Source organism: Neobacillus rhizosphaerae (assembly GCF_937468385.1).
Classification (GTDB): Bacteria; Bacillota; Bacilli; order Bacillales; family Cytobacillaceae; genus Neobacillus; species Neobacillus rhizosphaerae.
In genome coordinates, this window is sequence record NZ_CALBWS010000005.1 from 115,293 (window position 1) to 132,561 (window position 17,269).

Annotated in this window: 13 protein-coding genes; 6 read left to right on the forward strand and 7 right to left on the reverse strand. The window is 41.6% G+C overall.

What is annotated here, in order from left to right:
• Nucleotides 1-66 precede the first annotated feature (66 nt).
• On the reverse strand, nucleotides 67-1,356 hold the full coding sequence (locus M5A78_RS06445) for a globin-coupled sensor protein (protein WP_248734464.1): 1,290 nt from the start codon (nucleotides 1,354-1,356) through the stop codon (nucleotides 67-69).
• 327 nt (nucleotides 1,357-1,683) lie between these two features.
• Here M5A78_RS06445 and M5A78_RS06450 point away from each other — a divergent pair, with 327 nt between their 5' ends.
• Together M5A78_RS06450 and M5A78_RS06455 are read left to right on the forward strand one after the other, a co-directional pair.
• Nucleotides 1,684-1,962 (forward strand): AbrB/MazE/SpoVT family DNA-binding domain-containing protein, encoded by a 279-nt coding sequence (locus M5A78_RS06450; RefSeq protein ID WP_248734465.1) that lies wholly within the window; start codon nucleotides 1,684-1,686, stop codon nucleotides 1,960-1,962.
• Between the two features lie 77 nt (nucleotides 1,963-2,039).
• A complete protein-coding gene (locus M5A78_RS06455) occupies nucleotides 2,040-3,719 on the forward strand; it encodes an ABC1 kinase family protein (protein ID WP_248734466.1) in 1,680 nt (559 codons plus the stop codon).
• A 209-nt stretch (nucleotides 3,720-3,928) separates the two neighbouring features.
• Here the strand turns inward: M5A78_RS06455 and gpmA are convergent, their stop codons facing one another.
• From gpmA to M5A78_RS06475, 4 genes are all read right to left on the reverse strand, one after another.
• A complete protein-coding gene (gene gpmA, locus M5A78_RS06460; protein ID WP_248734467.1) occupies nucleotides 3,929-4,696 on the reverse strand; it encodes a 2,3-diphosphoglycerate-dependent phosphoglycerate mutase in 768 nt (255 codons plus the stop codon).
• 79 nt (nucleotides 4,697-4,775) lie between these two features.
• Nucleotides 4,776-6,077 carry an NCS2 family permease gene (locus M5A78_RS06465; protein ID WP_248734468.1) on the reverse strand — a complete coding sequence of 434 codons (1,302 nt, stop codon included), beginning with the start codon at nucleotides 6,075-6,077 and terminating at the stop codon, nucleotides 4,776-4,778.
• Nucleotides 6,078-6,330: 253 nt separating this feature from the next.
• On the reverse strand, nucleotides 6,331-7,542 hold the full coding sequence (locus M5A78_RS06470) for an aminotransferase (protein ID WP_248734469.1): 1,212 nt from the start codon (nucleotides 7,540-7,542) through the stop codon (nucleotides 6,331-6,333).
• Nucleotides 7,539-8,045 (reverse strand): Lrp/AsnC family transcriptional regulator, encoded by a 507-nt coding sequence (locus tag M5A78_RS06475; RefSeq protein ID WP_248734470.1) that lies wholly within the window; start codon nucleotides 8,043-8,045, stop codon nucleotides 7,539-7,541. Before M5A78_RS06475 ends, M5A78_RS06470 begins: the two co-directional genes overlap by 4 nt.
• Nucleotides 8,046-8,218: 173 nt before the next feature.
• Between M5A78_RS06475 and M5A78_RS06480 the strand changes: the two genes are divergently transcribed.
• The 4 genes from M5A78_RS06480 to M5A78_RS06495 all read left to right on the forward strand — a co-directional run bounded on the left by M5A78_RS06480 (nucleotide 8,219) and on the right by M5A78_RS06495 (nucleotide 13,070).
• Nucleotides 8,219-8,680 carry a hypothetical protein gene (locus M5A78_RS06480; RefSeq protein WP_248734471.1) on the forward strand — a complete coding sequence of 154 codons (462 nt, stop codon included), beginning with the start codon at nucleotides 8,219-8,221 and terminating at the stop codon, nucleotides 8,678-8,680.
• A 616-nt stretch (nucleotides 8,681-9,296) separates the two neighbouring features.
• Entirely contained in the window at nucleotides 9,297-10,268 is a 972-nt protein-coding gene (galE, locus tag M5A78_RS06485; protein ID WP_248734472.1) for a UDP-glucose 4-epimerase GalE, read from the forward strand.
• Nucleotides 10,269-10,546: 278 nt separating this feature from the next.
• Entirely contained in the window at nucleotides 10,547-11,860 is a 1,314-nt protein-coding gene (locus tag M5A78_RS06490; protein WP_248734473.1) for a dicarboxylate/amino acid:cation symporter, read from the forward strand.
• A 376-nt stretch (nucleotides 11,861-12,236) separates the two neighbouring features.
• Nucleotides 12,237-13,070 (forward strand): YitT family protein, encoded by an 834-nt coding sequence (locus M5A78_RS06495; RefSeq protein WP_248734474.1) that lies wholly within the window; start codon nucleotides 12,237-12,239, stop codon nucleotides 13,068-13,070.
• Nucleotides 13,071-13,221: 151 nt separating this feature from the next.
• Here the strand turns inward: M5A78_RS06495 and M5A78_RS06500 are convergent, their stop codons facing one another.
• Nucleotides 13,222-15,249 carry a molybdopterin oxidoreductase family protein gene (locus M5A78_RS06500; protein WP_248734475.1) on the reverse strand — a complete coding sequence of 676 codons (2,028 nt, stop codon included), beginning with the start codon at nucleotides 15,247-15,249 and terminating at the stop codon, nucleotides 13,222-13,224.
• Between the two features lie 154 nt (nucleotides 15,250-15,403).
• On the reverse strand, nucleotides 15,404-17,083 hold the full coding sequence (locus tag M5A78_RS06505; protein ID WP_248734476.1) for an N-acetylmuramoyl-L-alanine amidase: 1,680 nt from the start codon (nucleotides 17,081-17,083) through the stop codon (nucleotides 15,404-15,406).
• Nucleotides 17,084-17,269: the final 186 nt, after the last annotated feature.

Consider the following 17,269-nt stretch of genomic DNA (forward strand, 5'->3'; position numbering starts at 1 on the left):
TGTTTCCTTTATCTCAGTCGAAGCGTTCCAGTCCATACGCCGATAGGCGGGCGCCTTGCGCTTTTCTTATAAATCTTGGACGATTTGAGCTAATTCCTTAGATGTATTAGCAAGGTTGCCAACCGCACTGTTGATTTCCTCAAAATAACCGGCGAAAGATTCCAATTCGTTCTCAATATGTTTATTTTGTTGTTTGCTTTGATTTACTTCATTTAAAATTTGGTTAAAGAAATCAGCTATTTCATTCATCTTTTGGAACCCATCTTGAACTAATTCATTCACCTGAACGGTCTTAGAGGTGGCGCTTATTATTTGTGTATTTGTTTTTTGAATTAACTCGGTCACATTAGAAACAGAAAGCTTCGTTTGTTCGGCTAATTTTCGGACTTCATTTGCAACCACCGCAAAACCACGGCCATGTTCTCCAGCCCGGGCCGATTCAATGGCAGCATTAAAAGAAAGAAGATTGGTTTGATTAGCAATTCCCTTTACAATACCTAAAACATCTTTAATTTCAGCTGAAATTTCCTCTAAGTGTTTAATTTCTGATGTAATATCTTGGGTATGTACTAGGATATTATCCATTTGTGCTTGCTGTTCATCAATCCGCTCTTTTCCCTGCATAGAGCGGGTTTGGACATTCTCTGCAGAACGAACACCTGAAGTTGCCAAATCCACCAATGATTCAGTCTTTTGAGTCAATTGGGATACAGAAGCGCTTGTTTGCTCAGTAATGACAGATAATTCTGCGGCTGTATGTGTAACACGTTCTCGAAGGTGTTTCTTTTGTTGTTCTTCTAATTTTATTCGTTCCATTTCTTCTTCGTAAGCGTCCAATACAAGCTGTTGTTCAAGGTTTAATAGTTTAGCTACCACATTAATGGCTTCTATAAGTTCGTTCGAATCTGTAATATATTGTTGTAGGACTGAAACGATAGTCGTAAATAAACTTTGAAAAGCTGCCATATACCATTTTGTTTTTAAACCAATTCGGACATGAACATGGGCAACCTGATTTCTTTGCAAAATAAATTTATCATCAATTTTCCCATCAAATAACTCAAATATATGTTTCTTTAAAGTGACTTTTAATCTTTCTACGGTTGAATTGTCGTTAATGATTTTTTTTAGTGAAGGCTCTAATTGAATACTGTTGTAGTAGTTGGTTACAATCAAATCCAAATGTTCTTTTAAAAATGGTTGGATGGTTTTGGCGATAGCTAGGTCCCGTGTAGTTAATTGAATAATTGAAAGTTGTTTTTGGAGTTCAGAGTGATTGCTATCTAAAACAACCTCTTTTTCCGCCGGTGGTAAACTTTCAAATAGTAATTCTTCATTTATTGTTTTCTGCAACATTTATTTCACCCTTCATTTCTAGTTTTTGGAATGAGTTACGGATGACTTTATGTCATAATAATTAATGCCTTAAATAGGCCAAAGAACCTAGAAAAATAAAAAATATACAATAATCATATAGTATCTGGATAAATTAATATACATGAAATTAAGAAATATGAATGACAATTCTGAGATTATGGTTTCTACGTTGGGCGGAGAGTGAACACTTTCTGCCTTTTTATGTGCTGAATCATTTTTTTTGTCAAAAAAAAGCCATATGTTTAATGTGTGAACTCTATTGTTGGTATGAAAAGTATGATTTATCCTACATAGGAGAGGTGAGTGATGATGATGAATCATGGGAAAATTTTTGGAACAACGAGTATGGGTGAAAGAGGCCAGGTGGTTATTCCATCAGAAGCAAGAGAGGAATTAGGGATTAAGTCTGGAGAGAAGTTTGTTGTTTTTGGGGATGCCCATAAGGGAACGGTTATCTTGGTAAAATCAGAGATTATGAACAAGTTTGCTAATTTCTTTTTTAACAAGTCGAAGAGATTCGAGAAAATCGCCAAAGAGATTTTTGATAAAACAGACAGTGAAATAGAAGAAGAGGAAAGAGAATAATTGATTGTAGTCGTAAAGCAGGGAGAATACCACGCAGGCTTGTCCCGTGGAGCTATCAATGAGAGGAGAGGACAAGGATGCGTGAAATGACACGCTTACTTTTCAACAAGAGATTTCGTAAAACGTTTTTGATGTTTATCGGGTTCTTTATCCAGTTTTGGTGGCTAGGAAAAACAAAGAAGTTTTTGCATAAAGAAAAAGCTCTCCAAAAATCAAGAGCTATCTATACTTCCCAAGCGAAAAAGTTCGCGCGGGTTGCAGTAGAAATGGGCGGCCTCATTATTAAACTAGGTCAATTTGTCAGTTCAAGGGTGGATATTTTACCAAAGGAATATACCGATATTTTAGCAGAGCTGCAGGACTCGGTAGCCCCCGTTGAATCAGAGATTGCCGTTAATCGAATCGAAGAGGAGCTATCTGGAAGTGTTTCCGAATTGTTTGCTTCCTTTGATCCAGCTCCAGTTGCAGCAGCATCGTTAGGACAAGTGCATAAAGCCGTTTTGAAAAATGGCGAGAAGGTTGCTGTTAAAGTGATGCGTCCTGGAATCGAGGCAACGGTTTCTCTTGATTTGGCCACGTTAAAGGTACTTATTGCCTTTGCTAGACGCTTTACAAAGGTAGCGAGATTTGTCGATTTAAACGACGTCTATGACGAATTTGAAGAGGTGATAATGGAAGAACTAGATTATATTAAGGAGGCAGGCAATATCAAATCTTTTCAAGCTTCCTTTCGTGAATTTCCAGGTGTCACCACGCCGAAGGTCCATTGGGAGCTAACCACTTGTAGAGTGCTGGTTATGGAATTTATTGAAGGTGTAAAAATAAATGAAATAGATAAACTCGAAGGGGCTTCTATTAATAAGAAGAAAATAGCGTCTATTCTTTATTTGTCGTATTTAAAGCAATTATTAGAGGATGGTTTCTTTCATGCAGACCCGCATCCTGGCAACCTGTTAGTAAAAAAGGACGGTACTATTTGCTATATTGATTTTGGCATGGTCGGCAAGGTTTCAGATGGATTGAAGGAAAACATGGTTAAGCTTGCAATGTCCATCTACCTGAAGGATGCTGGTGGGATTGTGGAGGCGTTCGCTGATCTTGGATTTTTGAGAAAACAAGCAGATAAGGCGGCGTTATCTAAGAATGTAAAAGTGATTCTTTCTGGTTTTTCCGAAGGTGGTTTTAACATTGACAAAATCAATAATGAGGGGTTCCTTGAGGAATTACGTGAATTTCTTTATGAGCAGCCGTTTCAAATTCCTTCGAGGATGACCTTTTTAGGCAAGGCAATTGTCACTGTGTTTAGTATTTGCAACGGGCTAGACAAGGATTTTAACATCGTGGCGAATACGAAGCCGTATGTGGAGGAGATCATGAGCAGTGGAACCGGTAATCCCGCTAGAGAGACGGTGCTTGATCAAGTCAAAAATACTTTCTTAAAAGTAATCCCTGCGTCGAGAAAAGTGTTTCATTTAGTAGACCAGCTTGAATCAGGTGAAATTGGAATGAAACCTTCTTATGCATTTGAAAAAAATCTACGGGAGCACCTTGCCTTCCAAACGAGAAAGATTATTTTCGCGCTATTTGGGACTGGATTATTGATTTCCGGTGCACAAATTATCGCAGTGAACGATATGGCAGGAATGATTATGATGGTCTGCGGCGGTTTCATAACGATTTTGCAAGCAGGCAGGAGATCTTCTACAAGAAGAAGAAGGGCCCATCCAAGGCCTCCCTTTATGAGTGTGAAGGAATAATCGGAGGAGCGGAGCTTTTAATTCACCCTCCTTATATCGATAAATGCAAAAACCACGGAAATCTGTCAGACAAGATAATCGTGGTTTCTTCTTTTTTTTCGCAGGGCTTTAAAGACTAACCTGTATCCTATCATCTCTTTTTACTACATGCGATAATTTAGATGTTTTTTTGTATCAGGATGATTGTCTCTAGTTTTTCGTTTCTATTTTTAACCAATCCAGTCGCAGTTTTCTGGATGATCCAAGTCCATATACCGCGGTATCGTGCCGTCAGCTACTTCTCCATCAGGGTGCAGATAGTAGTGGCGGATTGGTTTCAGGTCATGATCCAACTCATAGACGAGCGGAATGCTGTTGGGAATATTTAGACTTGCCACGCCATCATCAGGGATGTGATCAAGATATTTTACTAGTGCCCGTAACGTATTTCCATGTGCGGAGACGATGACATGTTTGTTTTCTATTAAGTCAGGAACAATCTGTTGCTGCCAATAAACTAATGCGCGTTTTTCGGTATCGAGCAAACTTTCCGTTAGAGGGATATTTTCTGGGCCGATTCCTCTATATTTACGGTCGGATTGGTCGCATGCGTGTTTCTCTTGAGAAATGGCTGGCGGCCGGACACTGGCTGACCTCCGCCACTCATTGACCTGTTCTTCCCCGTATTGTGAAATGATCTCGTCTTTGTTCATCCCCTGCAAGGCTCCATAGTGTCTTTCATTTAACCGCCAGGATTTTTGGGTGGGAATCCACATTAAATCCATTTCATGAAGCAGAATCCATAGCGTCCGAATCGCACGTTTGAGAACAGAGGTATGAGCGACGTCAAAGGTAAATCCATGCTTTGCTAAAATTTCCCCTGCCTCCCGTGCCCCTTTATAGCCATCATCGGTGAGATCAATATCCACCCACCCGGTAAATCGATTTTCAAGATTATAAAGACTTTGACCATGACGAATAAAAACAAGCTTTTTCAACTTAGATCACCTGAATTAGTTTTTATTCAGTATGTGCATAAATGGTGCCTGACACTCGTTAATAGAGAGATTTTCCCGTTTAATGCTGCAAAAAGGCGAGTTGAATAAAGAATAAGATGGCAAATACATAAAGAAGCGGATGAATTTCACGCCATTTTCCTTTTGCCAACTTTAGAATCGGATAGCTGATGAAACCGAGTGCAATCCCCGTTGAAATACTGGAAGTAAGCGGCATGCTTAGAATTGTCAAGAACGCAGGGAAGGCCTCGTCAAGTTCATCCCAGCGAATTTTTGCGATGCTGCCCATCATCAGGCTACCGACAATGATCAACGCAGGTGCGGTAATGGCGGGAAGTCCTGACACAGCACTAACGAGCGGCCCAAAGAAAGCGGCGAGAATAAACAGTACAGCTACTGTTAGGGAAGTTAAACCAGTCCTGCCACCAGCGGCGACACCTGATGTCGATTCAATATAGGCCGTTGTCGGACTCGTTCCAAACATCGCGCCAACAGCAGTAGCAATTGAATCGGAGAGAAGTGCTTTGCGTGCCCGGGGCAGCTTGTTATTTTTCATTAAACCAGCTTGGTTTGCGACACCAATCATCGTTCCGGTAGTATCAAAAATCGTTACTAATATAAAGGAAAAAACAACGGCGTAAAGGCTGTGGTGAATCACATCGGTCATCGCTGTCAATGGATTAGCGACAATAAGTCCTTCGGGAAGCGTAGGAAAACCAATGAATCCTTTATCAAATTTAAGCTGACCAGTAAAGAAGGCAATTACTCCCGTGATGATCATGCCAAAAAATAAAGCACCGTTGACCCTTAGCGCCATTAATATAAGTGTGATAGCAAGCCCTATTAACGTCAAAACGGCTAATGGGGTATGAAGATCTCCTAGACCAACGAGATTGGTCGGGTGGGCGGTGATAATTTTTGTTAAGCGTAGACTGATAAAAGCAATAAATAGGCCGATACCTGCTGTAATCCCGTGCTTGAGGTTTTCCGGGATGGCCTCAATTAATTTTTCCCTTAGCGGGGTTAAGGATAAAATGACAAAAATAATCCCAGCAATAAAGACAGCAGCAAAGGCTGTTTGGTAGCTAATCCCCTGATGACCGCCGACGACAGAATAGGCAAAGTAGGCGTTTAATCCCATTCCGGGTGCGATGGCGATTGGATAGTTTGCAAACAATGCCATCCAAAGTGTTCCGACAACCGCGGCAATGATGGTTGCTGTAAATACTTGATTAAATGGAACGCCAGCATCGGCAAGTATAACTGGGTTTACCACTACAATATAAACCATCGTGAAAAAAGTGGTGATGCCCGCTATGAGTTCTGTTTTTACATTTGTATGATTTTCTTTGAGTTTAAACATCGTAGTTCCTCCATAAAACCGAACGTTTTTTTAACAACTTATATATATTATTCGTTTTTTAGTTATTTTTCAATAGGTAATTTTATTGTATCCATTTTTTTGCCGGTCACTCCTAGTATGTTGTCAAAGCTCGGAACTGTACTTTACTTCAGAAAAAAACCACCCTGTTGAAAGCAGCAGGGTGGTTGTGTGAAATCGGTAAACGATTCAGGCAAAGGTTCGTTTTATCTATTTTTATAGTCAATTCGTTATGTTAATAGTAAATGGATTCTCCCACATGGTTATTACTGGATACACCTTTCGCTTCAATAAACCTCTGCATGCGTTTCAGTGCTTCCTGAAGCTGCGGCATAGAGGAGGCGTAAGAGCAACGAATATAGCCTTCGCCGCTTTCGCCAAACACATTGCCGGGAACGACCGCTACTTTTTCCTTCATTAGCAGCTCTTCGGCAAATTGTTCGGATGTAAGTCGAGTTGCCCTTATCGAAGGGAACACGTAGAAGGCACCGCCGGGGGTATGGCAGTCCAAGCCGATGTTGTTCAGTGTTTGGACAACATAATTTCGCCGTCTTCGGTAGCTTTTTTGCATTGATTCCACTTCGTGAAACGTGTTGCGAAGCGCTTCAATTGCACCGTATTGCAACATAGTGGGAGCACACATCGTCGTGTATTGGAAAATTTTCAGCATAACCTCGACCAATTCCTTAGGAGCCGCAAGCATCCCCAAGCGCCAGCCCGTCATCGCAAATCCTTTGGAAAAACCGTTGATTAAAATCGTTCTCTCATACATGCCGTCGATGGAGGCGAAGCTTGTAAAAGTTTCATCATAGGTCAATTCAGCATAAATTTCGTCGGAAACGACAAGTAAATCGTGCTTGTTAATCATTTTTGCGATTTCTATAAGCTCCGTTTCGTTTAAAGAAGTGCCGGTAGGATTGTTTGGAAAACAGAGCAAAATGGCTTTCGTTTTTTCGGTAATCGCCTGTTCTATTTGTTCTGGAGTCACTTTAAAGCCATTTTCAGCTGAGGTTGAAACAGCTATCGGTTTCCCGCCGGCTAATGAAACCAGGGGTGCATAGGATACAAACGCCGGTTCGACAATCAATACCTCATCACCCTGGTTTAAAATTGCCCGGAAGGCTAGATCGATCGCCTGGCTTGCTCCGACTGTGACAATAATTTGATTTTTCGCGTCGTACTCTACGCTAAATCTTGTCCTCAGATAGATGGAGATTTCCTCCCTCAATTCCAGCAAACCGGCGTTAGCGGTATAGGAAGTAAAACCTTGCTCCATTGATAAAATGGCGGCTTCGCGTATATTCCAAGGGGTGATGAAGTCTGGTTCACCGACACCTAGAGAAATTACGTCTTTCATACCGGCGGCGAGGTCGAAAAATTTTCTTATGCCGGAGGGCTGCAGCACCTTAGCCGTTTGTGAAATATAGTGGGCATAGTCGTTTTTCATGGTGAAACCACCATTCGTCGGTCTTTATCGTCAGCCCCGCTGTCAAAAATCACGCCATCATGTTTGTATTTTTTCAACATGAAATGGGTGGTGGTGGAGACGACGTTTTCAATTGTTGATAGTTTCTCCGATACAAATGCAGCGATTTGGTTCATCGTTTTTCCTTCAATGGTGATGGATAAATCATAAGCACCGGACATGAGATACAAAGAGGACACTTCAGGAAAACGGTAAATTCTCTCGGCGACCTCATCAAAGCCTACTCCCCGTTTCGGTGTTACCTTTACATCAATCATGGCAACGATGTTTTCTTGTCCCTCCACCTTGGTCCAATCAATTAAGGTTGGGTAACTCATAATAATTTTCTCGTCTTCTAGCTTTTTGATAGTGTTTTGGATTGTTTCTTCACTTGTCATGGCCATTAGGGCAATCGTTTCTACGGGTACCTTATGGTTTTCTTCGATTATTTTTAAAATCTCCAGCTCTTCACTGCTCAGTTTCATTTCTTCCCAGCCTCCTCAAAAAATCAACAACTCTCATTGTTGATTTTAATAGAGATGACCATGAGAACTCAATTAAAAAATTGTTTTTATACGGAGATTTAGCTTTAATGACTATTTGGACATGGTGGTGCATATTTTTAATATACGAGCTTTCGAAGATAGAGGAGATTGCAATGGCAAAAAAGTCTGCTCCATTCAAAGGATTAATCATCGGGATTTTATTGGTTGCTGGCCTTTTTCTAGTGTTTCAGTTTGTGAGGGTTTCCCCAGATCAACAAGCAAAGGCGGTTGTCGATGAGTTTTATCGCTATGAACAGGAGGGGGATTTCTCTAAATCATGGGCTTTATTTCATTCAGCGATGAAGAAAAAGTTCCCGAAGGGCGGGTACATTCAGGATCGAGCACATGTGTTTATGACTCATTTTGGGGTGGAAAGCTTTACGTATACAGCTGGTAAGCCAGAAAAAATAAAGAAATGGAAAATGTATAAAAACGGTCCAGCACTGGAGAATGTTTATAAGATCCTTGTTACTCAAACCTACAAAGGAAAGTACGGCAATTTTGACTTGAAGCAGGAGGTCTTTGTCGTGAAGGATAAGGATGAGTGGCGGATTGTTTGGGATTATAACCAATAAGAGAATTCGATATTTAGTGATGAATTGATTTTGTTCAATTTGAAAGAGAATCCTTTTCGGGGATTCTTTATTTTTGTCTAATTCTATAATATCACTGTGGACATATTGCTCCCTTTTATAAAAAATGAATAATAATTTTTAGCCAGCCGAAAAACGCGATCCATAATGGAATACTTAAGGTTGTCCCCCATATTAACCCAATGAAAAAATTCTCCTGTTTTTCCATGATATTCACCCCTAGTGAAAAGTTGAAAGCTATTAAAACGTCGTTCATCAGTATGGTCTGAAATAAGGAAAAAAAATCTCTCTTCACAAGAACAACAAGCATATGGGGCAGTCGATTGTTGAAATTCTACTTCCGGGTTAGACATCCCTTTTTTTCTAAAGATATCAAATGACAGCGGGAAAAAAAGGAGAAGCATGTCGGAAACAAAAAAATAATTTCGACAGATTGTGAGTGGTCCAATTTAGTGCCTGACACCCATTGACGGTATTTTCCACTAAAATGGAATCGATATATAGGGGTTCTTTTGGACCGTGTTTGTAACAAGATGTCCTTTCGTTAACATGTTATAATGGAGAAAGTAAATGAAATTCTAGCTAAGGGGAAATGAATATGATTCTCGTTGTTGGCGGGGCTGGTTACATCGGTAGCCATCTTGTGAAGGAATTAGTTGAAAAAGAAAAGGTCGTTGTGCTGGACAACCTGTCTACCGGACACCGTGCGGCAGTTGATAGCCGAGCTATTTTTGTAATGGGCGATCTCGGCAATGAGGATGACCTGCAAATGGTCTTTAGAAGCTATCCCATCAAGGCGGTTATGCATTTTGCAGCTAATAGCTTGGTTGGGGAATCCGTGGTCAATCCCTTGAAATATTATCAAAATAATGTTGCCTCTACTTTAACCTTATTAAAGGTTATGGAGAAATTTAAGGTGAAAAACTTTATTTTTTCCTCCACTGCTGCTACCTATGGAATTCCTGAGGTGGATGTTATTGATGAAAAAACGAAAACGGCACCCATTAATCCTTATGGTCATTCCAAGCTGATGGTGGAGCAAATCCTGGCTGATTTTTCAAAAGCATATGGCTTGAATTATGTTGTGCTTCGTTATTTTAATGCAGCCGGTGCCCATGAATCCACTGTTATTGGCGAAAGCCATGATCCGGAAACGCACTTAATTCCGATTGTTCTGCAACAGCTTTTAGGTCAGCGGGAAAAAGTGTCTGTTTTTGGCTCTGATTATGATACGGCGGACGGTACTTGTATACGTGATTACATTCATGTCACTGATTTAGCAGCTGCCCACATTCTCGCACTAGAGGCACTTTTAGCAGGAAAGAAATCGGCTGAAATCTATAATCTCGGCAATGGTCTAGGGTATTCAGTAAAAGAAGTCATTGAAACATGCGAAAAAGTTACAGGTGTGAAGGCGAATGTCGAAATGGCCGACCGCCGTGCAGGCGATCCGGCAAGGCTCGTAGCTTCATCGGCGAAAATCTTTTCAGAGCTAGGCTGGAAGGCGGAACGGAATCTAGAACGGATCATCGCAAATGCGTGGAAATGGCACCAAAATCAACAATATTAATGACGTTGCCATAGATGGTGCCTGCCACTATCATTGGATTTGTAAAAAAATGGAAAATGGTGCCTGACACCCAAGTCAAGCACTATTTTCCATTTTTTATCGTTTATTCGTTAATAAAAATCAACGCTGTGGATACTTGTATGGGAAAGCATGAATAGAAAATTCCTTCGAAAAAGGAAATGCTCAACAGCTTCGTTTGTTGAAGGAATTCAATATTTCGACATATTTGCGAATAATAAAGTTATTTACCTCGCGAGTGAACTTGAGTATTCTTTTTAATGAGAACTTATCTTTTTTATATGTTGAAAGGCAGTGGGACTGTGAAATCTATTTTTAAAAATTATCGTTTCACGATTATTTTGCTTTCCGCCATCGTAATTGGCGGTGCAGCAGGCTTGTTTTTTGGACCAAAGACGGCGGTGGTTAAGCCGTTTGGAGATCTTTTTCTTAATTTAATGTTCATGATGATTGTGCCCTTAGTATTTTTCAGCATTGCTTCTGCGATCGCGAATATGAACGGCATGAAAAGGCTTGGAAAAATTATGGGCAGCATCCTTGTTGTTTTCTTGGTGACTGCTTCTGTCGCAGCAATTCTGGGACTTGCCGGTGCCTCAATCATTCATCCCTTAGAAAATACCGATATTGCTTCAATTAAAGAGGTAATGAATCATTCGTCCGTTGAGACCGATGCAGAGAAACTAACGTTCCTTGACCATCTGGTCGCCACCTTCACGGTATCAGATTTTAACTTATTGCTATCGAGAAATAATATGCTACAGCTGATTGTTTTCGCGCTTTTATTCGGGATTTCTACGGCTGCGGTTGGGGAAAAAGCGAAACCTGTCAAGGACTTTTTATCAGCAGCGACAGCCGTAATCATGAAGATGGTCAGCATCGTCATGTATTACGCTCCGATTGGGCTCGGCTGTTATTTTGCCGCGGTTATCGGGGATCTCGGTCCGCAAATTTTAGAAGGATACGCCCGCTCGTTTGTGCTATATCTCATTCTTACAGTGATTTATTATTTTGGTTTTTTCACTCTTTACGCTTTTATCGCAGGAGGAAAGGATGGGGTCAAGCTTTTTTGGAAAAATGCCGTCACTCCATCTGTCACGGCACTTGCGACTTGCTCAAGTGCTGCCTGTATTCCCGTGAACCTAGCTATGGTTAGAAACATGGGGGTTCCAAAGGATATAGCTGAAACGATTATTCCACTCGGTGCGAATACGCATAAAGATGGTTCCGTTTTTGGCGGGGTGTTGAAAATTGTTTTTCTATTTGCTTTGTTTGGAAGAGATTTAACCAGCATCTCTAATATTTTGAGCATTCTGGCTGTCGCCTTTTTAGTTGGAGCTGTCATGGGAGCGATTCCTGGCGGAGGGATGATCGGTGAGATGTTGATTATCAGCGTGTACGGCTTCCCGCCTGAAACGTTGCCAATTATCGCCGTCATCAGCACCATCATTGATGCACCGGCAACACTGCTAAATGCCACTGGCAACACTGTCTGTGCCATGTTAGTGACACGGTTGGTCGAAGGGAAAAACTGGATTGTAAAGGCATTAAAAAGCGATGGAGAGGAAGTCGCATAGAGAGAGAGCATCTTCATGATGTCATTCATGGTGTCAGGTACCTTTTATTGATGGTGCCTGACACCTTTTTGACGGTACCTGACACCATTTTGATAGTGCCTGACACCTGTTTGATAGTGCCTGACACCATTTTGTAAAAAGGTTATTTTATAAGTAAACCCGGTTACCCGAGGTGCTGATTGATTCAAGCGTTGAAATTGAGGAGAGAACTGTGGTATTTTTTTGAGCTGTTCGGGGTCCAAGTCTAACTAGACTTGGACCCTTTTTTTCTAATGTAAGTAAATATTAGGTTAGAAGAAATAGATATTTTGTTATATCATAATAGTAGAAATTACTTATTGGGGCATGTGCTCGATTTTCAAAGGATGGAACTTTTATGAAAAAAACATTGAAGGATATGCTACTCATTTTAATTGGGGCATTTATTTTTGCAGTGGGTGTCAATTATTTTACAATCCCCAATAGACTGTCAGAAGGTGGGATATTAGGGATTACGATTATTACCCACTATTTGTTTGATTGGTCACCGGGTGTGGTGAACTTTGTTTTAAATGTACTGTTGTTAGCGATTGGCTATAAGTTTTTTGAAAAAAGAACGATTGTATATACATTGATTACGATTGCAGCCAGTTCTGGTTTTTTATATTTAACCGAGGACATCGGGCATCGGCTCACTAAGGACACACTTTTGGCTGCGATTTTTGCCGGATTGTTGGTAGGCGTCGGTTTAGGCTTGATTTTCCGTGCGGGTGGAACATCCGGAGGATCGACAATCATAGCAAGGCTAGCAAACCAATTTCTGGGTTGGAGTATTGGGAAGGCTATGCTCATTATTGATATTTTAGTCGTAGGAGGGTCAATTTTTATCATTGGCCTAGAGAAAGCGATGTACACCCTGTTGATTGTTTACATTGGAGCGAAAGCGATTGATTTCATTGTCGAAGGACTGGATGAAAGGGTCGCCGTCTTGATTATTTCCAATTCTCCCGAGTTGGTCCTGGCCAATATCACTAATAAAATGTCCCGCGGCTTAACGGTTTTGGATGGGCGTGGCGGCTATACCGGGCAGAATAAAGATGTGCTCTATATCGTTATCAATAAACAAGAAATCGTCCAGCTGAAAAATATTATCAACGATACCGACGAAAACGCCTACGTTACCGTCCACAACGTCCACGAGATGATGGGTAAAGGGTACAAGTCGAGTTAGGCAGTATTTGTTAGTGGTGTCAGGCACCGTTCGTGGACAAATGTCCGCGTAGAGAGGACGCTTTAAACAAGCGCCTGACAATGTCCGTGTGTCCACTACACACGGACATTTGTATTATTGTGGTGTCAGGCACCATATTGAAAAGGATCGTTTACATTTTCACTACACTGACCCGGCCGGAGAAGAAGGTGGCGCCGCCGCCCATGTCGGCTATGCGCTCGGGAGTTAGGGAGTTTACTAGCTGCTTTCCACCTTTTGTATCTGCCCAAAGGCCTTGTGTTACGACTACTCCTGGAAGGACGTTTTCCCCCACAGAAACCTTTAGCTCACATTCTCCGCGATTGTTCCAAACCCGTACCATTTCTCCATCATCAATTCCTTGTGCCATGGCATCATTACGATTCATATGCAATCTTGGTTCTTGTTCCAGCTCAATGTGCCTTTGGTTGTTAGAAAAAGTAGAGTTTAAGAAATTATGATTCGGCCCAGGGACAAATTGATAGGGGTGGTCCCCATCGTTTACCAACGGGATATAGGTTGGCAGCGGCGGGTATCCGTCTTCTTTCATCCTCTCCGAATAGAGTTCGATTTTTCCACTCGGTGTTGGCAGTTTTCCAGGGAACATCGGTTTGACCTTGGCCTTCATATATTGCTCCTTAACCAATGCCTCGTAGTTTATTCCTTCTATATAAGGATTTTGAGGGTTATCAAGTGCTGCAGCAATCATTGACACTTCTGTTTCTTGTAAAAGTGGATCATCGAAACCCATTCCATTAGCAAGCTGACGGAAAACGTCGACATTGGATTTCGCCTCCCCGTATGGTTCGATGACAGGCTGCTGAATTTGCGCAAAATGATGCCAGTACGATGTGTAAAGATCCGTGTTTTCAAAGGATGATGTTGCTGGTAAAACAATATCCGCATATTTGGCTGTCTCTGTTAAAAATAGATCATGGACGACGGTAAATAAATCTTCGCGCATAAGACCTTTCCTTACTTTCGAACTGCTTGGAGCAACAACCGCTGGATTCGAGCTGTACACATAAAGTGACTTTACCGGCGGATCTGCAGTCAATAATACTTCGCCAAGTAGGTTCATATTAATCACGCGGGTGTGTTTATTTATCAAAAGGTCAGGACGTTGCAAGTATTCGGTATTCGGAGCAAGGTAGGCCGAGTTTCCTTTGATGCACCCGCCGCCTTTCTCAAGCCATTGTCCGGTGAGAGCAGGCAGACATGCGACAGTTTTGACAAACATGCCGCCATTGTCATGATGTTGCGGGCCATTGCCAATCCGAATAAAAGAAGGTGACGCTTCGCCGTACATTCTTGCAAGCTTATAAATATTATCGACTGAAACTCCGGTAATTTTGGAAACGGAGGCCGGGTCATACTGCAAGACATGCTCCCTTAGTGCTTCATGGCCGACGGTATATTTTTCTAAAAAGCCTTGGTCAACCATGTTTTCGGAAAACAAAATATGCATCAGTCCGAGTGCGAGGGCGCTATCGGTTCCTGGTAATATTGGAATAAACCAGTCTGCTAATCTGCCAGTTTGATTTTTGTGGATATCGATGACGACAATCTTGGCACCGTTTTGCTTGCGGGCCTTTTGCGCAAGGGCGACCTGATGCATGTTGGTGCTGGCGGCATTGATGCCCCAAAAAATGATTAGTTTGGAATGAATGGTATCCTCCGGGTCGATCCCCAGGCTGCCGCCCATCGTATATTTGTAACCTACAGAGCCAGCGGATGAACAAATCGTTCGATCCAGCTGGGAGGCACCTAAGCGATTCCAAAACCGACGGTCCATTCCTTCCGCGCTGAGCCTGCCCATGTTCCCATAAAAGCTGTAGGGAAGAATACTTTCAGATCCATCTGTTTCGATAAGCTCTTTCCAGCGGGAGGTAATCGTGCTGAGGGCTTCAGCCCAGCTGATACGTGTGAATTTCCCTTCGCCTTTGGGTCCAATGCGCTTCAACGGGTACTGCAGCCGCTTTTCATCATAAATCCGCTCTATCATATTCCGTACCTTGTTGCAAATATGTCCGTTCGTCACTGGATGCTGTGGGTCTCCCTCAACTTTGACAAGTTTACCGTCTTTTTTATGTAGAAGTAATCCGCACTGATCTGGGCAGTCAAGCGGGCAAACCGAGTGGAAAATACCATTTTGTTCCATAATTGACCTCCTTGAGAATGTATATAGGAAAACGCACGCACCATGTGGGCATTGACCCGTTTGGTGCGTGCGTTTATTCATTTATTTATAAGTTTGAGAGTTATTTGAAAAGTCTCCCTCTTAATTAGGTTTGATTCTTTTCATCAAAACAAACTTATTGATCGAAAAACTTTACCAATCCATTAAGCAATCCAGTGCAGATTTTGTTTTGATAGCTGTCGCTCACCAGGTTTGCTCTTTCTTTATCGTTTGAGATAAAACCAATTTCCACCAAGACGGCTGGTGCTTGATTGCCTCTGATTACCCGGAAGCTTTCATCTTTCACGCCCCTGGAAACAGCACCTGTGGATTTAATGATTTCATCTTGGAGGTACGCTGCAAGCTTTTTGCTTTCTGCCGGCATGACCCCATCCTTAGAATTATGATAGGTTTCAATTCCTTGCGCGCTTGTACCATCAGCCGAATTTACGTGAATACTGATAAACGCATCTGGTTTTATCGAATTTGAGAATTCCACCCTACCATCCAGGGAGATGAATTCATCCTTGCTCCTGGTTAAATAAACAGTGGCACCACGGGTTTTGAGAAGTTCAGCAAATTTAAGGCTTACCTGCAAGTTGATGGTTTTTTCGAGAACACCCGCTGCCCCGGCACCGCTGTCATAGCCGCCATGTCCGGGATCTAATACTATCGTTTTTCCTGCTAACCCCTTAGATGTAGTAGGAATCCAGACACCACTATCCGAGAAAAAGTATTCCTTGCCATTCACGGTAATCAAGCCTGTCTGCATGACCCCATTTGTATCGGAATAATACCAATTTCCCTTATCCTGGAACCAACCTGTTGTCACCGCCCCTGAAGGATTTAAGTAATACCACTTATCTCCGTCCAGCAGCCAACCCTTTTGGAGCACACCTGTATCATTTGCATAAAATTTATTAGTGTCGATTGTAAACCAGCCACCTGTATAGAGAACCCCTTCATTATTGAAAAAGTATGCTTTGCCCTCTATCGTGGCCATTCCTGTGGTTAGTGCTCCACCGCTATCGAAAAAGTATCTATTACCTTGTTCATTATACCAACCCGTTAGCATGACTCCGTTTTGATCTAAAAGGTATTTTTTCTCCTTGTCAGTCAGCCAACCAGTTTGAATGATCCCTTCATTATCAGAAAAATACCAATTTCCATTGATTTTCCCCCAGCCGTAGACTAAGGTGCCATCTGTGTTAAATAAATACTTTTTTTCGATAATATTAAAACTGCCTGTTGCGGCTGATCCATCGCTTTTAAAATAATATTTTTTACCATTTAATTCCATCCATTGCTCCGCTTGCATGATCCCTGAACTATTAAAATAGTAAATTTTCGAAGCAAGTGTTGAGAGACCAATACTCCTCTCTCCGCTAGCTTTTAGAAAGTACCAGTTTGAATCAAGCATAATCCAACCTGTTCTCATCGAACCATCTGCCTGGAGGTAATACCATTGGTTTTTGGTGTTAAGCCATCCTGTTTTCATTGAACCATCAGCCTGGAGGTAATACCATTTGTTTTTGGTGCTAAGCCAGCCTGTTCTCATCGAGCCATCTGCTAGCAGATAGTACCATTTACCTTTTTGATTGAGCCACCCAGTCTGCATGGCCCCCTTGGCATCCATGTAATACCACTTATTCCTTATGTAGAGCCAGCCTTTTGCAGTCGTATTATTTTTGTAAAAATACCACTTGCCTTTTTCAAGTTTCCATCCTGTTGTGGCAGCATTGGAATGCGCAGCACCAAGTCCTATGCCTAATAGTAAAATAGTAAAGATCGATAATAGTAAAATTTTCTTTTTCAAAGCTAAATTCCTTTCATGCCTATATATTTAACTCTAAAGAGTCGGTACAACCTAATAAGAAGGTTGCGGGGCTTCCAATAATAGGATTTCTTCACGCTCCTTTCTATCAACCTTACCCAATACTTTCAGGTACATCCTTAATTTGTTAATTTAATAGTAACCTGCATTTTCCATTATGTGAAGGGA

Bases quoted from the DNA above. Each gene is read 5' to 3' on its own strand.
- M5A78_RS06445 (WP_248734464.1), bottom strand. From the start codon at position 1,356: ATGTTGCAGAAAACAATAAATGAAGAATTACTATTTGAAAGTTTACCA.
- M5A78_RS06450 (WP_248734465.1), top strand. From the start codon at position 1,684: ATGATGATGAATCATGGGAAAATTTTTGGAACAACGAGTATGGGTGAA.
- M5A78_RS06455 (WP_248734466.1), top strand. From the start codon at position 2,040: ATGCGTGAAATGACACGCTTACTTTTCAACAAGAGATTTCGTAAAACG.
- M5A78_RS06465 (WP_248734468.1), bottom strand. From the start codon at position 6,077: ATGTTTAAACTCAAAGAAAATCATACAAATGTAAAAACAGAACTCATA.
- M5A78_RS06470 (WP_248734469.1), bottom strand. From the start codon at position 7,542: ATGAAAAACGACTATGCCCACTATATTTCACAAACGGCTAAGGTGCTG.
- M5A78_RS06475 (WP_248734470.1), bottom strand. From the start codon at position 8,045: ATGAAACTGAGCAGTGAAGAGCTGGAGATTTTAAAAATAATCGAAGAA.
- M5A78_RS06480 (WP_248734471.1), top strand. From the start codon at position 8,219: ATGGCAAAAAAGTCTGCTCCATTCAAAGGATTAATCATCGGGATTTTA.
- galE (WP_248734472.1), top strand. From the start codon at position 9,297: ATGATTCTCGTTGTTGGCGGGGCTGGTTACATCGGTAGCCATCTTGTG.
- M5A78_RS06490 (WP_248734473.1), top strand. From the start codon at position 10,547: ATGAGAACTTATCTTTTTTATATGTTGAAAGGCAGTGGGACTGTGAAA.
- M5A78_RS06495 (WP_248734474.1), top strand. From the start codon at position 12,237: ATGAAAAAAACATTGAAGGATATGCTACTCATTTTAATTGGGGCATTT.
- M5A78_RS06500 (WP_248734475.1), bottom strand. From the start codon at position 15,249: ATGGAACAAAATGGTATTTTCCACTCGGTTTGCCCGCTTGACTGCCCA.